Origin of the sequence: Nocardioides sp. (genome assembly GCF_031397825.1) — a bacterium.
Lineage (GTDB): Bacteria > Actinomycetota > Actinomycetes > Propionibacteriales > Nocardioidaceae > Nocardioides.
Genome location: NZ_JANNML010000034.1, coordinates 1 through 16,332 on the forward strand (window position 1 = coordinate 1; position 16,332 = coordinate 16,332).

Annotated in this window: 19 protein-coding genes and 1 other RNA gene; 3 read left to right on the plus strand and 17 right to left on the minus strand. The window is 71.2% G+C overall.

Annotated elements, in window-relative coordinates:
• From RMN98_RS02705 to RMN98_RS02720, 4 genes are all read right to left on the minus strand, one after another.
• Positions 1-223: hypothetical protein (locus tag RMN98_RS02705; protein ID WP_397208654.1), on the minus strand; the 223-nt coding region annotated here is incomplete at its 3' end.
• 143 nt (positions 224-366) lie between these two features.
• The gene (locus RMN98_RS02710) at positions 367-1,134 is read right to left on the minus strand and encodes a 3-oxoacyl-ACP reductase FabG (protein ID WP_309647265.1); all 768 of its coding nucleotides are present in this window, start codon (positions 1,132-1,134) and stop codon (positions 367-369) included.
• A 75-nt stretch (positions 1,135-1,209) separates the two neighbouring features.
• A complete protein-coding gene (locus RMN98_RS02715) occupies positions 1,210-1,620 on the minus strand; it encodes a hypothetical protein (RefSeq protein ID WP_309647266.1) in 411 nt (136 codons plus the stop codon).
• Positions 1,621-1,630: 10 nt separating this feature from the next.
• Entirely contained in the window at positions 1,631-2,041 is a 411-nt protein-coding gene (locus tag RMN98_RS02720; RefSeq protein ID WP_309647267.1) for an HIT family protein, read from the minus strand.
• 89 nt (positions 2,042-2,130) lie between these two features.
• Here RMN98_RS02720 and RMN98_RS02725 point away from each other — a divergent pair, with 89 nt between their 5' ends.
• The gene (locus RMN98_RS02725) at positions 2,131-3,369 is read left to right on the plus strand and encodes an MFS transporter (protein ID WP_309647268.1); all 1,239 of its coding nucleotides are present in this window, start codon (positions 2,131-2,133) and stop codon (positions 3,367-3,369) included.
• A gap of 100 nt (positions 3,370-3,469) precedes the next feature.
• On the opposite strand, the gene RMN98_RS02730 is transcribed toward RMN98_RS02725, so the two are convergent.
• Both RMN98_RS02730 and RMN98_RS02735 read right to left on the minus strand, forming a co-directional pair.
• A complete protein-coding gene (locus tag RMN98_RS02730; protein WP_309647269.1) occupies positions 3,470-5,281 on the minus strand; it encodes an ABC transporter ATP-binding protein in 1,812 nt (603 codons plus the stop codon).
• A 95-nt stretch (positions 5,282-5,376) separates the two neighbouring features.
• On the minus strand, positions 5,377-6,561 hold the full coding sequence (locus tag RMN98_RS02735) for a glycerophosphodiester phosphodiesterase (protein WP_309647270.1): 1,185 nt from the start codon (positions 6,559-6,561) through the stop codon (positions 5,377-5,379).
• A 212-nt stretch (positions 6,562-6,773) separates the two neighbouring features.
• Here RMN98_RS02735 and RMN98_RS02740 point away from each other — a divergent pair, with 212 nt between their 5' ends.
• Positions 6,774-7,136 carry a response regulator gene (locus RMN98_RS02740; protein WP_309647271.1) on the plus strand — a complete coding sequence of 121 codons (363 nt, stop codon included), beginning with the start codon at positions 6,774-6,776 and terminating at the stop codon, positions 7,134-7,136.
• Positions 7,137-7,159: 23 nt separating this feature from the next.
• Here RMN98_RS02740 and RMN98_RS02745 read toward each other — a convergent pair whose 3' ends face one another.
• The 10 genes from RMN98_RS02745 to RMN98_RS02790 form a co-directional block, all read right to left on the minus strand.
• Positions 7,160-7,582, minus strand: coding sequence for a hypothetical protein (locus RMN98_RS02745; protein WP_309647272.1), 423 nt, complete (start codon positions 7,580-7,582; stop codon positions 7,160-7,162).
• Entirely contained in the window at positions 7,579-7,857 is a 279-nt protein-coding gene (locus RMN98_RS02750) for a hypothetical protein (protein WP_309647273.1), read from the minus strand. Before RMN98_RS02750 ends, RMN98_RS02745 begins: the two co-directional genes overlap by 4 nt.
• 85 nt (positions 7,858-7,942) lie before the next feature.
• Positions 7,943-9,037, minus strand: a complete 1,095-nt coding sequence (locus RMN98_RS02755) for a DNA glycosylase AlkZ-like family protein (protein WP_309647274.1) — start codon at positions 9,035-9,037, stop codon at positions 7,943-7,945.
• Positions 9,038-9,093: 56 nt separating this feature from the next.
• Positions 9,094-9,537, minus strand: a complete 444-nt coding sequence (locus RMN98_RS02760) for a GNAT family N-acetyltransferase (protein WP_309647275.1) — start codon at positions 9,535-9,537, stop codon at positions 9,094-9,096.
• Positions 9,537-10,451: an endonuclease/exonuclease/phosphatase family protein gene (locus RMN98_RS02765; RefSeq protein ID WP_309647276.1), complete on the minus strand. Its 915-nt coding sequence runs from the start codon at positions 10,449-10,451 to the stop codon at positions 9,537-9,539. The genes RMN98_RS02760 and RMN98_RS02765 overlap by 1 nt, the downstream gene beginning before the upstream one ends.
• A gap of 89 nt (positions 10,452-10,540) precedes the next feature.
• Positions 10,541-10,942, minus strand: coding sequence for a GNAT family N-acetyltransferase (locus RMN98_RS02770; protein WP_309647277.1), 402 nt, complete (start codon positions 10,940-10,942; stop codon positions 10,541-10,543).
• A 187-nt stretch (positions 10,943-11,129) separates the two neighbouring features.
• The gene (locus RMN98_RS02775; protein WP_309647278.1) at positions 11,130-11,336 is read right to left on the minus strand and encodes a hypothetical protein; all 207 of its coding nucleotides are present in this window, start codon (positions 11,334-11,336) and stop codon (positions 11,130-11,132) included.
• The gene (locus RMN98_RS02780) at positions 11,333-12,970 is read right to left on the minus strand and encodes an isovaleryl-CoA dehydrogenase (protein WP_309647279.1); all 1,638 of its coding nucleotides are present in this window, start codon (positions 12,968-12,970) and stop codon (positions 11,333-11,335) included. Before RMN98_RS02780 ends, RMN98_RS02775 begins: the two co-directional genes overlap by 4 nt.
• Entirely contained in the window at positions 12,967-13,899 is a 933-nt protein-coding gene (locus RMN98_RS02785; RefSeq protein WP_309647280.1) for a crotonase/enoyl-CoA hydratase family protein, read from the minus strand. Before RMN98_RS02785 ends, RMN98_RS02780 begins: the two co-directional genes overlap by 4 nt.
• Positions 13,900-13,967: 68 nt before the next feature.
• The gene (locus RMN98_RS02790; RefSeq protein ID WP_309647281.1) at positions 13,968-14,894 is read right to left on the minus strand and encodes a diiron oxygenase; all 927 of its coding nucleotides are present in this window, start codon (positions 14,892-14,894) and stop codon (positions 13,968-13,970) included.
• 96 nt (positions 14,895-14,990) lie between these two features.
• Between RMN98_RS02790 and RMN98_RS02795 the strand changes: the two genes are divergently transcribed.
• The gene (locus tag RMN98_RS02795) at positions 14,991-15,713 is read left to right on the plus strand and encodes a PaaX family transcriptional regulator C-terminal domain-containing protein (RefSeq protein ID WP_309647282.1); all 723 of its coding nucleotides are present in this window, start codon (positions 14,991-14,993) and stop codon (positions 15,711-15,713) included.
• 311 nt (positions 15,714-16,024) lie between these two features.
• Here RMN98_RS02795 and ssrA read toward each other — a convergent pair.
• Positions 16,025-16,332: a transfer-messenger RNA gene (gene ssrA / locus RMN98_RS02800) on the minus strand; the annotation flags it as partial.

Below are 16,332 nucleotides of genomic sequence, written 5' to 3' on the forward strand. Positions count from 1 at the left end.
GGTGCTCCTGGATGGACTGGCCGTCCTCGACCATCAGCCCGGTCAGCGGCCAGGTGTCGGGGTCACCACTCACCTCGGCCGGTGCCGCGCTCACGGGTGGGGCGCACGGGACGGGCGCGGCGGCGGCGGGCGGCTCGTCGCTCCCGCAGCCGGCCAGCGCCAGGCAGCTGACGGCGAGGACCGCCGCGAGGGCAGGGACAGGAGTGGTGCGGGGGAAGGGCACGGGGAAGATCCTTCCGGGGACCGGTGGGGGTTGGTCTACCGAGTCGGTGGACTTATGACACGGCCCCAGTGTGCGCGTCCTGCTCCCCCGCGCCCGGCACATCCACCCGGCGAGTCGAGGGAGCCCGCCGCCCGCGACGTGCCCTACCCGAGCTTGGCGCCGCCGTCGACGTAGAGCGTCTGGCCGGTGATGTAGGAGGCCTCGTCGCTGCACAGGAACGCGGCGGCCGCGGCGATGTCCTCGGGGAAGCCCACCCGGCGCACCGGGTTGGCCTCGGCGTTGAGGGCGCGGAACTCGTCGACGTCCATCTTGAGCCGGGCCGCGGTGGCGTCGGTCATCTCGGTGGCGATGAAGCCGGGGGCGATGGCGTTGGCGTTGATGCCGAACGGGCCGAGCTCGATGCCGAGGGTGCGGGTGAAGCCCTGGATGCCCATCTTGGCTGCGGAGTAGTTGGCCTGGCCGCGGTTGCCGAGCGAGGAGACGCTCGAGAGGTTGAGGATCTTGCCGTACTTCTGCTCGACGAAGTGCTTCTGGGCCGCCTTCGTCATCAGGAACGCACCCTTGAGGTGGACGCCCATGACGAGGTCCCAGTCGTCCTCGGTCATCTTGAAGAGCAGGTTGTCGCGGGTGATGCCGGCGTTGTTGACCAGCACGTGGATCCCGCCGAGCTCGGCGACGGTGCGCGTGATGGCGGCCTCGGCCGACTCACCGTTGCTCACGTCGCAGCCGATGCCGACGGCCTTGGCGCCCTTGACCAGCGGCAGCTTGGCGGCCGCCTCGGCGGCTGCGGACTCGTCGAGGTCGATGATCGCGACCGACGCGCCCTCCTCGGCGAACCGCGTGGCGGTCCCGAACCCGATGCCGCGCGCGGCTCCGGTGACGACGACGATGCGCCCGTCGTAACGACCCATGGTGATGACTCCTCGTCTCGGTGCCTGTCTCGGTGCCCAGCCTCTGTGGCGGGACGCCGCCACTCTAGAGGCGGCTCAGACCTCCGTGCCGGGGGGTTCGGTCTCCGCCGTCACGACCGGGTCGCACTGACCCAGGGTGATCGCCTTGTAGGTCGCGAAGTCCTGCGAGGAGATGGCCGCCTCGGGGTAGTCCTCGGCCGGCAGCTCGGCGTACCACCGGATCGCCTCGAGCAGGTCGTCGGCCTGCTTCGAGCCGTCGACCTGCTCCTCGGCCAGCGGAACGGCCGCGACGAAGCGCGCGACGGTCTCGTCGTAGTCGCCCTCGTTGAAGGCCGCGATGCCGGCCCGGACCTCGGCACAGGCAGGCGTCTCGGACGGCGGGGTCGCCAGCCCCGGCGCCGAGCGGCTCGCCGGGTCGAGGGTGGCACTGCAGGCGGTCGTCGCGGTGGTCGCCGCGACGAGGAGGGTGGCGAGCAGGAGCCTCATGTCTCCGAGGCTAGGTCAGGGCTCCACGCAGGCGCGCGGCATAGGCGGCGGGCTCGCCGTCGGCGTACGACGTGCGCGGCCAGAAGAAGCCTCGGAGCCCGTCGCCCTTGGTGCGGGGCACGACGTGCAGGTGCAGGTGAGGCACCGACTGGCTCACGGTGTTGTTGATGGCGACGAAGCTGCCCTGCGCTCCGAGCTCGTCGACCACGGCGGTCGCGATCCGCTGGGCGGCGGCGAGGAACCCGTCACGGAGCTCCGCGGGGAGGTCGGGCAGGGTCACCACGTGCCGCCGCGGGACCAGCAGCACGTGGCCCTTGAAGACCGGGCGGACGTCGAGGAAGGCGACGAAGTCGTCCTCGTCGAGGACCAGGTGGCCCTCGGTCTCGCCGGAGACGATCGCGCAGAAGACGCAGGTGGGCATGTCTCCCAGTATCGTGGAGTCCGCAGAGGGTTGTGCGCGTCTTGGAGGTGGGTTCGGCGCGCTGTTGCTGCCTACCCTCAAGGACCCACGTGTCACCGCTCGCCTCCTACCGGCGCCTCTTTGACCTCGCCGGTCCTCTCTACGTCGTGGTCGCGTTCCTCGGCCGCCTTCCGCTCAGCATGAGCCAGATCGGCACGATGCTGCTGGTCTCCACCGCCACCGGCTCCTACGGCGTCGGCGGTCTCGCCGCCGGCGCGCTCGCGGTCGCCAACGCGATCGGCTCCCCCGTGGCCGGCGAGCTCGCCGACCGCGTCGGCCAGCGTCCCGTCGTCCTGGTGCAGTCGGTCCTGGGTGCGCTCGGCCTCGTGGCCCTGGTCGTCCTGACGGGCACCGACGCCGTCGAGGGGTCGCTGATCGCCACGGCGGGCCTGGTCGGCCTCGTGCTGCCGCAGGTCGGGCCGCTGGCCCGGGTGCGCTGGCGCCCGATCACCCGCGACACCGGCCACCGGCAGCCACGGCTGATGGACGCCGCGTTCTCCTACGAGGGCGCGGCCGACGAGGCGTCGTTCGTCCTCGGGCCGGCCCTGGTCGGGGTCGTCGTGGTGCTGGTCTCCCCCTCCGGCGCGATGCTGCTGGCGGCGGCGCTGCTCGCCGTCTTCGGCTGCGCCTTCGCCGCGCACCCGACGGCCCGCCTGACCGGGGGCAGGTCCGGCGCGCTCGGCGGTGACGGCCGCATCCTCACCGCGGTCTTCGTCGGGCTGCTGCTGGCCCAGGGCTGCCTCGGCCTCTTCTTCGGCTCGATCCAGACCGGCACGACCGCCCTCACGACCGAGGTGGGCAGCCCAGGCCTGGCCGGGATCATCCACGCCTGCCTGGGGGTGGGGAGCGTGCTGGCCGGGCTGGCCACCGTGGCGATCTCCGAGCGGGTCGGCCACGAGCGACGGGTGCTGGTGTCGGCCTCGGCCCTGGTGCTGCTCTCGCTGCCGCTGCTGCTCGTCGACACGGTGGCGGGGCTGGTCGTGACGGTGCTGCTGCTCGGCTTCGGCGTGGCGCCCTACATGATCGGGGTCTTCAGCATCGGCGAGCGCGCGGTGCCCGCCGGTCGAGTGGGGCTGGCGATGACGCTGCTGGCCGGTGCGACCGGCATCGGCTATGCCGTGGGCTCGACCCTGGCCGGCCGGCTCGCCGACCTGCACGGCCACCCGGCGGCCTTCGCGGTGACCGTGTCGGCGACGGGGCTGGCCGTGGTGCTGGCGACCCTGGGGCAGCGGCCGGTGCGTCGGATGCTGGTCGAGGTCTCGCTCGCGCGGGCTGTCACATCGGCCTGAGACGGCCGAGTCGGCGCAATGTTGTCGGCCGGGCAACATCGCGCCGACTCGGCATCGGGCATGCACCACTGCGCCGACTCGGCACCCCCAGCGGCAGGAGTCAGCGCCGCGACGTCACCGCGGCACCGGTCTGCACCCGCCACAGCGCGGCGTAGGAGCCGTCGTGGGCGATGAGCTCGTCGTGGGTCCCGCTCTCGACGATGCGCCCGGCCTCGAGCACCCAGATCCGGTCGGCGTGGCGCACGGTCGAGAGCCGGTGGGCCACGACGAGCGCGGTGGTGCGGGCGGCGACGTCGGCGAGCGAGCGCTGGATCGCGGCCTCGGTCTCGTTGTCGACGGCGCTCGTCGCCTCGTCGAGCACCAGCAGGGCCGGGTCGCGGAGCAGGGCCCGGGCGAGCGCGAGACGCTGGCGCTGGCCTCCCGACAGCGTGACGCCGCGCTCGCCGACGTGGGTGTCCAGGCCCTCGGGGAGAGCATCGATGACGTCGAGGGCGGCGGCCTGCGCCGCCGCACGTCGTACGTCGTCGCGGGTCGCGCCGGGCGCGCCGTAGGCGATGTTGTCGGCCAGCGTGCCCGCGAAGAGGAACACGTCCTGGGCGACGTAGCCCATGGACCCGCGCAGGGAGTCCCAGTCGAGGTCGCGGACGTCCTGGCCGTCGAGGAGCACCTGCCCCTCCCGCGGGTCGTCGAAGCGGAGCACGAGCCGCAGCAGCGACGACTTGCCCGACCCGGTGGGACCGACGATCGCATGGGTCTCCCCCGCCGGGACCACGAGGTCGATGCCGTGCAGGACGTCGGGACCCTCGGCGTAGCCGGCGCGGACCCCGCGCAGCTCGACCCGTCCGCTGACCGGCTTGACGAGGACGGAGTGCCCGGCGGGGACCGCCACCGGCACGGCCAGCAGCGCGAGGATCCGCCCGGCAGAGGCCCGGCCGCGCTGGTAGAGGTCGAGCACGGTCGCGACGTCGGTGAGGGGCCACAGCAGGCGCTGGGTCATGAAGACCAGCACCGAGTAGAGCCCGACCTCGAGGTCGCCGCGCAGCGTGGCCCAGCCGCCCAGCAGCAGGGTGCAGGTGAAGCCCGCAAGGATCGCCATCCGCACCAGCGGCACGAAGGCCGCCGACGAACGGATCGCCTCGGCGTTGGCGTCGCGGTAGGCCGCCGAGGCGCCCTCGATGCGCTCGCGCTCGCGGTCCTCGGCGGTGAACGCCTTGATCGTCGCGATGCCGCCGAGATTGGCGCCGAGCGCGCTGGACAGGTCGGCGACGGCGCCGCGCACCCGGTCGTAGAGCGGCTCGAGGCGGCGCTGGAAGACCAGGGAGCCGACGACGATCAGCGGGATCGGCAGGAACGCGAGCACCAGCAGCTGCACCGACGAGACGGCGAAGACCGCACCCACCAAGATGACGTTGAGCGTGGTCTGGAGGATCGCCGGGAAGCCGATGTCGAGGAAGCGCTCGAGCTGGTTGACGTCGTCGTTGAGCGTCGCCAGCGTCGAGCCCTGCGGACGCGACTCGTGCCAGCCGAGGTCCAGGTGCTGCACGTGGTCGTAGGCCTCGACGCGCAGGTCGTGCTCCACGCCCTGGGCGAGACCGCGCCACAGCACGGCCGCGACGTACTCGCTCGCGGACTCGATCACCCAGATCACCGCGTTGATGCCGGCGAGCCAGGCGAGCTGGGTGTAGCGCGAGTCGACGCCGAGCAGGTCGGCCACGATCGAGTCGTTGCCGCGCACCACCACGTCGACGGCCGCGCCGATGAGCAGCTCGGGCGCCACGTCGGCGACCTTGTTGAGCGCCGACATGACCACCGCCCACGTGAAGCGCGTGCGGTAGCGGCCGTAGCGGTCCCACAGGGCGCGCAGGGGGGCGGCAGGTGCTGCCGGGCCGTCAGGGCCATCGGTGGTGGTCACGGTGCTCCTCGGGCGCGGACGGATGAACGAGTTAGGTTAACCTAAGTCGCTCGTCCGGCCGCTACCGCGCCCGTGGGAGTCGCTCGGAAGAACGATCAGTCGAGCCAGGCCTCGCGGGCGTCGACCGCGGAGTCGGGGAAGTCGGCGAAGAGGCCGTCGACACCGGCGTCCAGGAAGGCGGTCACCTCAGCGCGGATGTCGCCCTTGGCGTTGGGGTCGACCCCGCGACGGAAGTTGGTGGCCATGAACTGGTTCTCGTCGCGCAGGGTGAAGACCACCACCCGCAGCCCGGCGGCGTGCGCGTCGTCGACCAGGTCGCTGGGAGCACCCGTCGCGCCGGCGGCGTCACGCGGCAGGACCAGGTCCTTGGCGGGACCGACCCAGTCGGCGTACGCACTGATCCGGCGCAGGCCGGCCGGCGTGACCAGGTCGCGGTAGGTCGTGCCGGTGCCGGCGACCACCTGGTCGTAGGGCGCGCCGCTGCCGTCCACGAGCTGCTCGAGCGGCAGGTCGGTGCGGCGGTCGAGCTCGCGCAGGTTGGAGACCTCGAAGGACTGGATGAGCACCTTCGACCGCTTCCTGTCCAGCCCAGCACGCTTCAGCTCGCGCAGCATCGGCTCCTCGAGCGAGAGACCGATGGAGTCGAAGTAGGTCGGGTGCTTGGTCTCGGGGGCGACCCCGACGACGCGACCGGTCTTGCGGGACTGCTCCTTCACCAGCGCCAGCACCTCGGCGAAGGTCGGCACCTCGAAGCGGCCGTCGTAGCGCGTGTTGTCCGGCCGCACCTGCGGCAGCCGCTCCTTGGCGCGCAGCGTCTTGAGCTCGGCGAGGGTGAAGTCCTCGGTGAACCACCCGGTGACGGCCTTGCCGTCGATCGTCTTCGTCGTGCGCCGCGCGGCGAACTCGGGGTGGTCGGCGACGTCGGTCGTGCCACTGATCTCGTTCTCGTGGCGGGCCACGAGCACGCCGTCCCTGGTCGAGACGAGGTCGGGCTCGATGTAGTCGGCGCCGAGCTGGATCGCCAGTCGGTAGGAGGCCAGCGTGTGCTCGGGGCGATAGCCCGACGCGCCGCGGTGGCCGAAGACGAGCGGCTCGGCGAGCTGGGTCGTGGCACGTGACGGGGCCGACGACGGGGCCGACGACGGGGCCGACGACGGGGCCGTCGACAGCGTGGGTGAGGAGGCGGGCGCGGCGGCGACCGGACCCGCGACCAGGACGGGGGCCGCGGCGAGGGCCGCGAGCAGCAGGGCAGGGCGAGACAGGGGTTTCCGAGATGTCATGGCCCCACCCGATCCTGGCGAGGTGACGGCGCGGCCATCGCCGGGTGAACCAGGCATGACCCCCGGTGGTCTGTCCCACCCCGGTCCTGCTGCCCAGCAGCACGACCGGGTCACCCTGCACCTCGCCGAGGACCTGGTCGTCACCTGCGACCCGGGGAGCAAGGTTCCGACTTCGTCCTCACGATCCCGCTGGCGGGCATAGCCTCGTCGTCATGAAGGTGCTGGTCGCGGACGACAACGAGGACGTGCGCTTCATGATGTCGACGCTGCTGCAGTTCCGCGGGTGGGTCGTCCACACGGCCACCAGCGGTCAGGAGGCGCTCGACCTCCTCGGGTCCGACGACTACGACGCCGCGGTGCTCGACCAGACCATGCCGCCCCTGTCAGGGCTGGAGGTGGCGGGCCTGCGACGCGCCGCCGGGGACGACACCCCGTTCGTGCTCTGGACCGGGTGGAGCAGCGAGCTCGACCGCGACGAGATCACCCGTTGCGGGGTCATCGTCATGGACAAGTCCGACGTCAACCGGCTGCCGGCGATGCTGGAGGCACTCGCAGCAGGCACTGCGTCCCGCTAAGCCCCCTAGACCCCCTAGACCGCCTAGACCGCGGGGCAGCCGCCCTCGCCGGTCTCGCGCACCGACATCGGCGCGGTGTCGTAGGTCGCCCAGGCGCCCCCGGGAGCCTCCACGCACAGTCGGAACTCCACGGCGTCCTCGTCATAGACATAGCTGCCGATCCGGTTGCCCTCGCTCAGCTCCTCACCTGCCGGCTCCAGCGACGCGAGCGCGCCCGCGAGGTCACGCGGGTAGGCGTCCTCGGAGCGGTAGTAGCCCTCGAGCCGTACGGCGAGCCGCTCGACGTCCTCCGCGGCCGAGACCAGCTCGGGGTCGGTGCCGGATGCGGTCGCAGCTGCGCCCGGCTCAGGGGTCGCGAGGTCCGACTCGTCCTCGCTGCAGCCGGCCAGGCCCACCGCCAGGGTCAGAGCCAGCGACGCTGCCGCCGCGGCGGCAGCGCGCCTCACAGGCTGACCCGGACCGGCCGGTAGCCGTGGGAGCGGTCGAGCGCGGAGCGCAGCACGGTGTGGGCGTAGAGGTCGCTGCGGGTGTCGAGCGCGACGGCGATCGCCCGCTGGAGGTCGCGCACCTCGGAGCGCTCGGCCAGGGCTGCCTCGCGCCAGACCTCGGCCGGGGCGCCGGCGGAGGGCTCGTCGTACGGAGTGGGGCGCGGAGCGCCGGCGCGGGTCAGGATCCCGCAGGCCGCGGCGAGCACGACCAGGGCGAACGCGGCTAGCAGCATGGCGGTCCCTCTCCTCGGTTGCCGCGCCCCCTCAGGTGCGGTCAGGGAGATCAACGAGCGCACGCCGCCCGGGTGACGCTCGGGATCAGCGGTCCAGACCGAGCCAGCCGGCCAGGTCGGCCACCTCACGGTCCACCGCGGCCGTCATCGCTCTCGTGAAGGGCACGTCCTCGTGGACCGCCACGACCTCGAGCACGCCGGCGTCGCGATCGGCGCGCGCGTCGAGCTTGCCGACCAGGCGGTCGTCGTGGAGCACCGGCAGCGCGTAGTAGCCCCAGATCCGCTGCGACGCCGGCTTGAACATCTCCAGGACGTAGTCGAACTCGAAGACCTCGTCCATCCGCCTGCGGTCGTAGACGAGCCGGTCGAACGGCGAGAGCAGCGCAGTCCTGCCCTCGAAGGGCTGGCCGAGCTGGGCCGGGTCGACGCGCCACTGCCCCTTGACGCCCTCGACCACGGCCGCCTCGCCCGCCTCACCGACGCTGTGGGGCTCGCCGGGCACCTTCGCCGATCGGGCGCGCGCGATGCCCAGGCCCCGCAGCCGGGACTCGTCGCGCACCCTCACGGCTTCCTCGGCCGGCACCACGGGGTCGTCCGGGTAGATCCGTTCCGCGAGGTCCCACAGCCGCTCGCGGCCCTCGCGACCGGCGACCGCCACCTCACCGCGCTGCACCAGCTGCTCGAGCATCATCCGCATGTTGCGGTTGTTGTTCCACCCCGACGAGGGCCACGGCACCACGCACGAGTCGGGCAGCTCGCTGGCCGGCAGCGGCCCGTCGCCGCGCAGGCGCTCCAGGATGTCGCCACGACACTCCTCGTTGGCCTCGACCCAGCCGATCAGGCGCCTCTGCCAGTCCTGGTGCTCCCCGGCGCCCGGCCACTGCGCCATCTCGGCGCGGAAGAGGCGCATGTCCCCCGCAGCCCGGGCGGCACCGCCGAAGTCCACGAGCCGTTGCTCGTCCAGGGCGTCGACCAGGTCCTGCGGGTCGTACGTCGACCCGAGCCTGCTCCACAGCACCAGGTCCGCGCTCGGCGCGATCGCGCTGGTCGGGTCGAGCTGCACCAGCGTCAGGTGCTGCACCGTCGCGACGACGTCCGTCGGCCGCGCGGCGTCCAGCAGCTGCGCGCGGACCGCGATGCGGCGCGCGTCCGTCCGGCTGAGCTGGTGCACGTCGGCCATGCCCCGACCCTAGGCGTCGTGGCGGCCAGGCCGGGGAACCCGTGGTGAGGAGCCGCTCAGAGGTCCTTGCGGAGGTGCACGTCGGCGGCGCCGACGACGGGGACGTCCTCCCACCGGAGGATCTCGCGGTAGCCGTGCTTCTCGTAGAAGCCCGGCGCCTGGAAGGTGAAGGACGTGACGAACACGTGGCTGCACCCGCGACGCCGGGCCTCGTCCTCGAAGTCCGCGAGCAGCTGGGCACCGAGACCGGCACCGCGCGCCGTGGCGTGCACCCAGGTCATCGCGATGCCCGCCGCGACGCCCCAGGTCCAGCCGCTCAAGCCGGCGGCGAGCTCACCCTCGTCGTCGAGCACCCGGACGGTGAGCTCACGTGCCGCATCCGTGCCGCGGGTCGATTCCGCGTTGACGCGATCGAGCTCGTCGGAGAGCCGCTGGTCCAGCTCGGGGTCGCCCTCGCCCACGACAGAGCGCCAGCGTCCCCCGCCTGGACCGCCGGTCATCAGCCCCGGCTTCCCTTACCTGCGACCTTCACCCGAGCGTGCACGAAGGGATGGTCCGTCGCGGAGCGCACCGGGTCGCCGTAGTCGACGCGGTGCCGGGAGAAGTCGACCGTGCGGGGCGTGCCCATCACCCAGTCGAGCTTGATCGGGCCCGAGCCGGTGTCGCAGCCTCCGGAGCGAGGTGCGCCGGGACGCGACTCCGCGTGCGAGGCCCCGTTGGAGGCGACCAGCCCGGTCCTGGCGGCGACGCGGCAGACGAACTCGGTGTGCTCGTTGGTGTCGCCCAGGATGAAGACGGGCTTGCCGTTACCGCGCAGCCTCTTGATCAGCTCGATCTGCTCGCGGGTGGCGTGGTCGCGGGCACCCTCCTGGTCGCGCGGGGAGTTGTGCACGTCGATGACGTAGAACTGCCCACCCGAGGCACGGTTCTCCAGCCGCACCCACGGGATGGGGCGCTGCTGGTGGTCGAACGTCGTGGTGATGGAGCCGGTGTCGACGAGGGAGAACATGGACTTGCGCCAGGCGATCTGCAGGCGGACGCCCTGGTTGCCCAGGGACTGGCCGGGCCAGATCCGGTAGCCGGGGCGCTTGTCCTTGATGGCGGCGAGCTGGTCGTCCTGGACCTCCTGGAGGCCGACCACGTCGACGCCGCGGTCGCGGATCGCGCGCGCGAGCGCGGTGGCGCGCTTGACGCCACGGCCACGGTGCTGGCTGCCGAGGATGTTGAGGGTGCCGATGCGGAAGGAGAACGGGTCGCCGGGCTGCGGGGGCCGTGCCCTCGTGGACGTCTGCTCGGAGTCGGGCTCCACGGCCGCCACGGGGGCGGCTTGGAGGACTCCTGCTCCGACTGCTGCGCTCGTGACGAGCGTCGCGGCGAACATGGCTGCTCGGGGGACGTGAGATCGAGTAGGCATCAAAGGAGACTAGGGAAGATGACCTCGAGAGGCACATCGGGGCCGGGCGCCCGACGCTCACGGGGTGATCGATCCCACCGCGTCCTGCGCTAGAGCTCGAGCTTGAAGCCCACGTGCGAAGCGGTGAACCCAAGGTCTGCGTAGAAGCGGTGCGCCTCGAGGCGCTGCTTGTCGCTCGTGAGCTGGATCAGGGCACAACCGCGCCGCTCGGCCTCGTCCCTCGACCACGTGATGAGGGCTCGACCCAGTCCGCTGCTGCGTCGGTCGGCGCGGACCCGCACCCCTTCCACCTGCCCGCGGAGCGCACCGCGGCGAGCCAGTCCCGGGATGAAGCTGAGCTGCATCGTCGCCACGACCTCGCCGCCGATCTCGGCAACCAGCAGCAGATGCGCGGGATCTGCGTCGAGCGCCTCGAAGGCACGGACATAGGGCTGCACTCCGTCGGCACCATCGGTCCCGTCGCGTGCAGCGCCCAGCAGGTCGTCGGTCAACAGCTCGACGATGCTCGGCACGTCCTCGATGACGGCTCGACGCAGTCTCGCCGTTCCTTCGGTCGTCCGGAGCAGCGCCAGATCGGTCACCTCGCCGATGGTGCCTCATCCACGAGAGCCGGCGGACAACCGGTCCCGACCTGGCGCGCACGACAGCCGCCCCAGCTGGGAACGGACCCCGACTCGGCTAGTTCGACGAGGTGCTTGCGCCCCTGGCCTCCAGATCCCGCGTCCGTGCTTGTTGATCGCCGCTGCTGGCGGACGTGTCGGCCTCGAACGCGATGAAGGCCTCGTACAGCGCTCGCGCGTGCTCGGTGGTGACGGCGTTGCGCACCTCGGGGCGGTCCAGGACGACGATGGTGACCTCGCCGTCGTGCTGGACGTGGACACTCATCCGGTCTCCACCAGCGCGCGGTCGATGATCGGGGCGAGGTCGAGCCCGGAGGGCAGGGTCCCGAAAGCACCACCCCAGTCGCGGTCGAGCCGACTGGCGCAGAACGCGGCCGCGACGGCCTCGGGAGAGTGGCGCAGCAGCTGGCTGCCCTGAAACACCAGTGCCATCTGCTCCACGATGCGCCGTGCCCGGTGCTCGATGTCGTCGAAGGAGGTGAGCTCCTTCTTCAACCGGTCCACGGCGTCGTCGAATCGAGCGTCCTGCCCGGTGGCCTGCTCTGCCTCGGCGACGAAGACGTCCAGCGTGTGCGGCTCCCTGACCATCGCACGCAGCGCGTCGAGCGCGGCGACGTTGCCGGAGCCTTCCCAGATCGAGAGCAGCGGGAGCTCGCGGTAGAGCCGTGGCATGTCGGAGTCCTCGATGTAGCCGTTGCCACCGAGGCACTCCAGCGCCTCGGCTGCATGCATGGGGCCGCGCTTGCACACGTAGTACTTCGTGACCGCCAGAGCGATCCGCCGCAGCGCTGATTCAGCCTCGTCGCCGCGAGTGGCACGGTCGTTGGCGCCGGCCAGACGGAGCATCGCTGTCGTGGCGGCCTCGGACTCGACAGCCAGGTCGGCCAGCACGTTGCGCATCAGCGGCTGGTCGACCAGGCGCTTGCCGAACGCCGAGCGGTGGCGGGCGTGGTGAGCGGCCTGGGTCAGCCCCATCCGCATGCCGGAGGCCGCGCCGATGACGCAGTCGAGGCGGGTCATGTTGACCATCTCCACGATGGTGCGCACACCGCGGCCCTCCTCGCCGACCAGCCACCCCGTGGCGCCGTCGTACTCGATCTCGGAGGAGGCGTTGGAGCGGTTGCCGAGCTTGTCCTTGAGCCGTACGAGCCGCATCGCGTTGAGCCCACCGCCGGGCAGCACCCGCGGCACGAGGAAGCAGGACAGTCCCTCGGGCGCCTGGGCGAGGGTCAGGAACAGGTCGCTCATCGGGGCCGAGGTGAACCACTTGTGACCGACGAGCGCGTAGCTGCCGTCGGTCTGCGGGGTCGCGCGGGTGGTGTTGGCGCGGACGTCGGATCCACCCTGCTTCTCGGTCATCGACATGCCGGCGACCAGTCCGCGCTTGGTGGCCGGGTCGCGCAACCCGTAGTCGTAGACCCTGTTGGTCAGCAACGGCTCGAACCGGGCGGACAGCTCAGCGTGGGCTCTCAGTGCCGGGACGACCGAGTAGGTCATCGAGATCGGGCAGCCGTGCCCGGCGTCGACGTTCCACACCATCATCTTCGCGGCACGTGCGACATGGGCACCGGGCCTGTCGTCGGCCCAGGCTGCGCCGTGGAGCCCGTGGGAGATGGCTGTCTCCATGAGCTGGTGATAGGCCGGGACGTAGTCCACCTCGTCGATGCGGTGCCCGTAGCGGTCGTGGGTCAGCAGCCGGGGCGGCACCCGCTCTGCGAGCCGACCCCACTGCTGCGCCTCGGCCGACCCGGCGATCCGGCCCAGGGCGGAGACCTCCTCGACCGCCCAGCCGGCACCCTCACGTACCAATCCCTCGCGCAGGGCGGGGTCGTCGCTGGTGTCGTGGCCGACCAGCGGCGGGACCTGGTTGTACACCTCGTGCGTCTGCATGCTGCTCATCCCTTGTTCGTGGAGGGTCCGAAGTCGTCGTACGGCGCGGCGTCGCGCTCGCGCACGGCCTGACGGAAGCCGGCCTCGGCCGCGCGCTGCTGGAAGGCGTAGCCCTCGCGGGTGTGCCGGGAGATCCCGTCGAAGACCGTGGAGATCATCTGGCTGTTCTGCACTCCCTGAGCGAGCAGGGCGGAGTTGAGGGTGAGCTTGACCATCATGAGCTGGTTCAGCGGCATCGCGGCGATGCGCTGGACCAGCACCTCGGTGCGCTCGTCGAGCTCCTCGGGCTCAGGTGCCTCGATCGCCAGGCCCCACTCGGCGGCCTCGCGCCCGGAGAGGCAGTCGCCGGTGAGCAGCAGGCGTTTGGCGCGTTGGTCGCCGAGCCGGTGGGCCCACAGGCCGGCCGACGGCACTCCCCACACCCGGGTCGGTGGGTAGCCGATCTTGGCGTCGGCTGCGATGACGATCTGGTCGCAGTGCAGGGCGATGTCGGTGCCTCCGGCCACGCAGAACCCGTGGATCTTCGCCACGGTCGGCTTGTCGGCATGCAGCAGGCTGGCGAAGCCCTTGGTGAAGCGGCTCATCATCGCGTAGTCGACCATGGGGTCCCAGGTGCGACGCGGGTCGTGGTTGGTCATCTGGACGACCGGGTCGAGCACGGTGCCGGCCCGTGGAGTCGAGCCGGTCATCTGCCCGTCCATCAGGTGCTCAGCGGAGGCGGCCAGGTCGTAGCCGCCACAGAAGCCCTTGCCGCGCCCCGACAACACGATCACGTGCACGCGGGGGTCGAGGTCTGCTCGCTCGACGGCGTGGGCCAACTCCAGCGGGGTGTCCGGGGTGATGGAGTTGCCCTGCTCGGGACGGTTGAACGTGAGTCGGGCAACGCGGCCGTCGACCTCGTAGGTCAGGGTGCGGTAGTCGGGATCGTCGCCGTTCATCGCCGGGGCGTGCACGCACGCGGAGTCCGCACCCGCGGAAGCATCACGCCGCCATGGCGCCGCGTCGCTCACAGGACGTGGCTGCGTTTCCACAGGGCCCGGGTGAGCGGACCGACCAACCCGTGGGACTCGAAGAGCTCGACGGAGCGCTGGGACGCCCAACGGATGGTCTCGTGGTGGTGGCGGTTCTTGCGGGCCTCGGCCTTGGCGCGTTCGGCGGGCAGACCGACGTTGGCGTAGACGTCGGGGTGCACCATGTTGTCGACGACCACGACAGCGAACGGCCCCAGGACCGCTCGCAGTGCGGCCTTCTCTCCCACGTTGAGCTCCGGCACGCGCCGCGACAGCTCGTCGCGGGCGAACTGGATGTGTCGAGCCTCCTCCACGACGTGGATGAGGGATGCCTGCCGGACCAGCGGCTGGATCGTGTCGTCCTTGGCCGTCACTCGCTGGAGCGTGTCGCCGTACTCCTCGAAGAACAGCGCACCAGCCATGGTCATCGTCGGTGAGCTCATCGTCTTGAACGCCCGTGCCAGCAGGTGGGGCAACCAGCCCGGGGAGTAGTCCGGACAGCCGGCCGCGGCAATGACTCGACCGAACATCGTGGAGTGGCGGCACTCCTCGGCGATCTCGGTCCACACGTGCCAGGCCTCGGGACTGTCGCCGGGGAGGTCGTACACGTAGCGCACCAACATCTGCATGAGAGCGGTCTCGACCCACAGCTCGACGTGGTACATGGAGGCGAGCTCGTGCTTCGACAGCTCCACACGCTGGCGATGGGTCATCTCGTCCCAGAGCGGCGTCCCGTACAGGCTGGTCAGCTGCGGGCTGGCCCAGAAGACGTCCGGGTCGATCTCCGCGTCGAGGTCCAGCTCGACGAAGGGGTCGAACGAATGCTTCTTCGCCGTCGTGAGCAGCCGGCGCGACAGTGTCGCCCGGTCGATCGGCTGCGCGGTCCTGCCGGACGACGAGGTGGGACTCGACGTGATGGTCATGGGGCCTCCTCGGGCGGTGTGGTCCCGGACCTTACACGAAACGCATCAATTGACGCTCTCATAGTAATGTTCGGATGGTCGTGTCAAGGTTCGCTGGTGAAGAAGCGACCGCCCAAGGCAGCGCAGCGGGACCTGTCGGTGCGCTCGGCGGTGCTGAGCGTGCTCCTCGGCGCCCACCCCGAGGTCATCTCGCCTTCTCGACTGGTTGAGGCTGCTGCGTTCTTCGACATGTCGGAGTCGGGGGTGCGGGTCGCGTTGACCCGCGCAGTCGCGTCCGGCGACCTCCGTCGGACGAAGGACGGGTACGCACTGGGGGAGCGGCTGCTCAAGCGTCAACAGCGTCAGGCCGAGGCTGTCGCTCCCGACCCGTCGGCGTGGGACGGACTCTGGGAGACCGCGATCGTCGTAGCGGCCGGGCGTTCGGTCGCTGAACGTTCGAGCTTGCGGTTGCTCCTGGCCGAGCACAGGCTCGCGGAGCTGCGCGAAGGCGTGTGGCTGCGTCCAGCGAATCTGGCACGCGAACCGCGCTATGTCGATCACCCCGACCTGACCGTCTGCGAGACGCGGCACTCGACCCCCCGAGACCTGGCTGAGGTGCTATGGGACCTGGGCGGCTGGGACGACACTGGCCGCCAGATCCTCACGGAGCTCGACAGCGCCGAGAAGCCGCTCGAGCGGCTGGCTGTCGCGGCGAGGATGGTCCACCATCTCGCATCGGACCCGATCCTGCCCCACGAGCTGCTACCGGCGACATGGGTCGGAGGCGAGCTGCGCGCCGCCTATGCGGCCTATCAGCAGGAGTTGCGCCATCTCGCATGAACCCAGCCACCCTCAGGAAGGCGCGAGAGCGTCGCGAGACGTCAGAGGGGCTACGACGGTGCCGGCTTGTCGTACGCGCGGACAGCGACCTTCTGTCAGGGACGTCAGTATCCTCACCCTGCTGTCGCGGGCCGCGTCCCGCAGTAGCGCTGCGCGGGCCTCGGGAGAGACCTTGACGGCCACGCAGCGGCGCGACACGTCAGGGACGCCTCCTGCGGGACAGGCCTCACCGGCCGCCCTGACTGGTGTCAGGGCGGCCGATGGTCAAGAGGGCTGGCTCTCGGTGGTGTGACCCACCGGGACCGGCGGTGCAGTGGAGCTGGCGGGAATCGAACCCGCGTCCTCGAGCGTCGAACCAGGTCTTCTCCGGGTGCAGTCCGCGATATCGCTTTTCTCGGCCCCGGGGCTCGCACGGACGCGTCCCCGACAGGCTCAGTCATGCAAAAGTCCCGTTCAACCTGCACGACGTCAGTTGAACAGCAAGTCTCCTAGATGACGCCAGGGTCCGGGACGGAGACGGATGCCCGGTCTGACGCTTCGATCACCGCTCAGGCGGCGAGAGCGAAGGAACTGCGCTTAGCGTTGGCAGTTATGGTTTCCAGCGGTCGTTTACGAGATG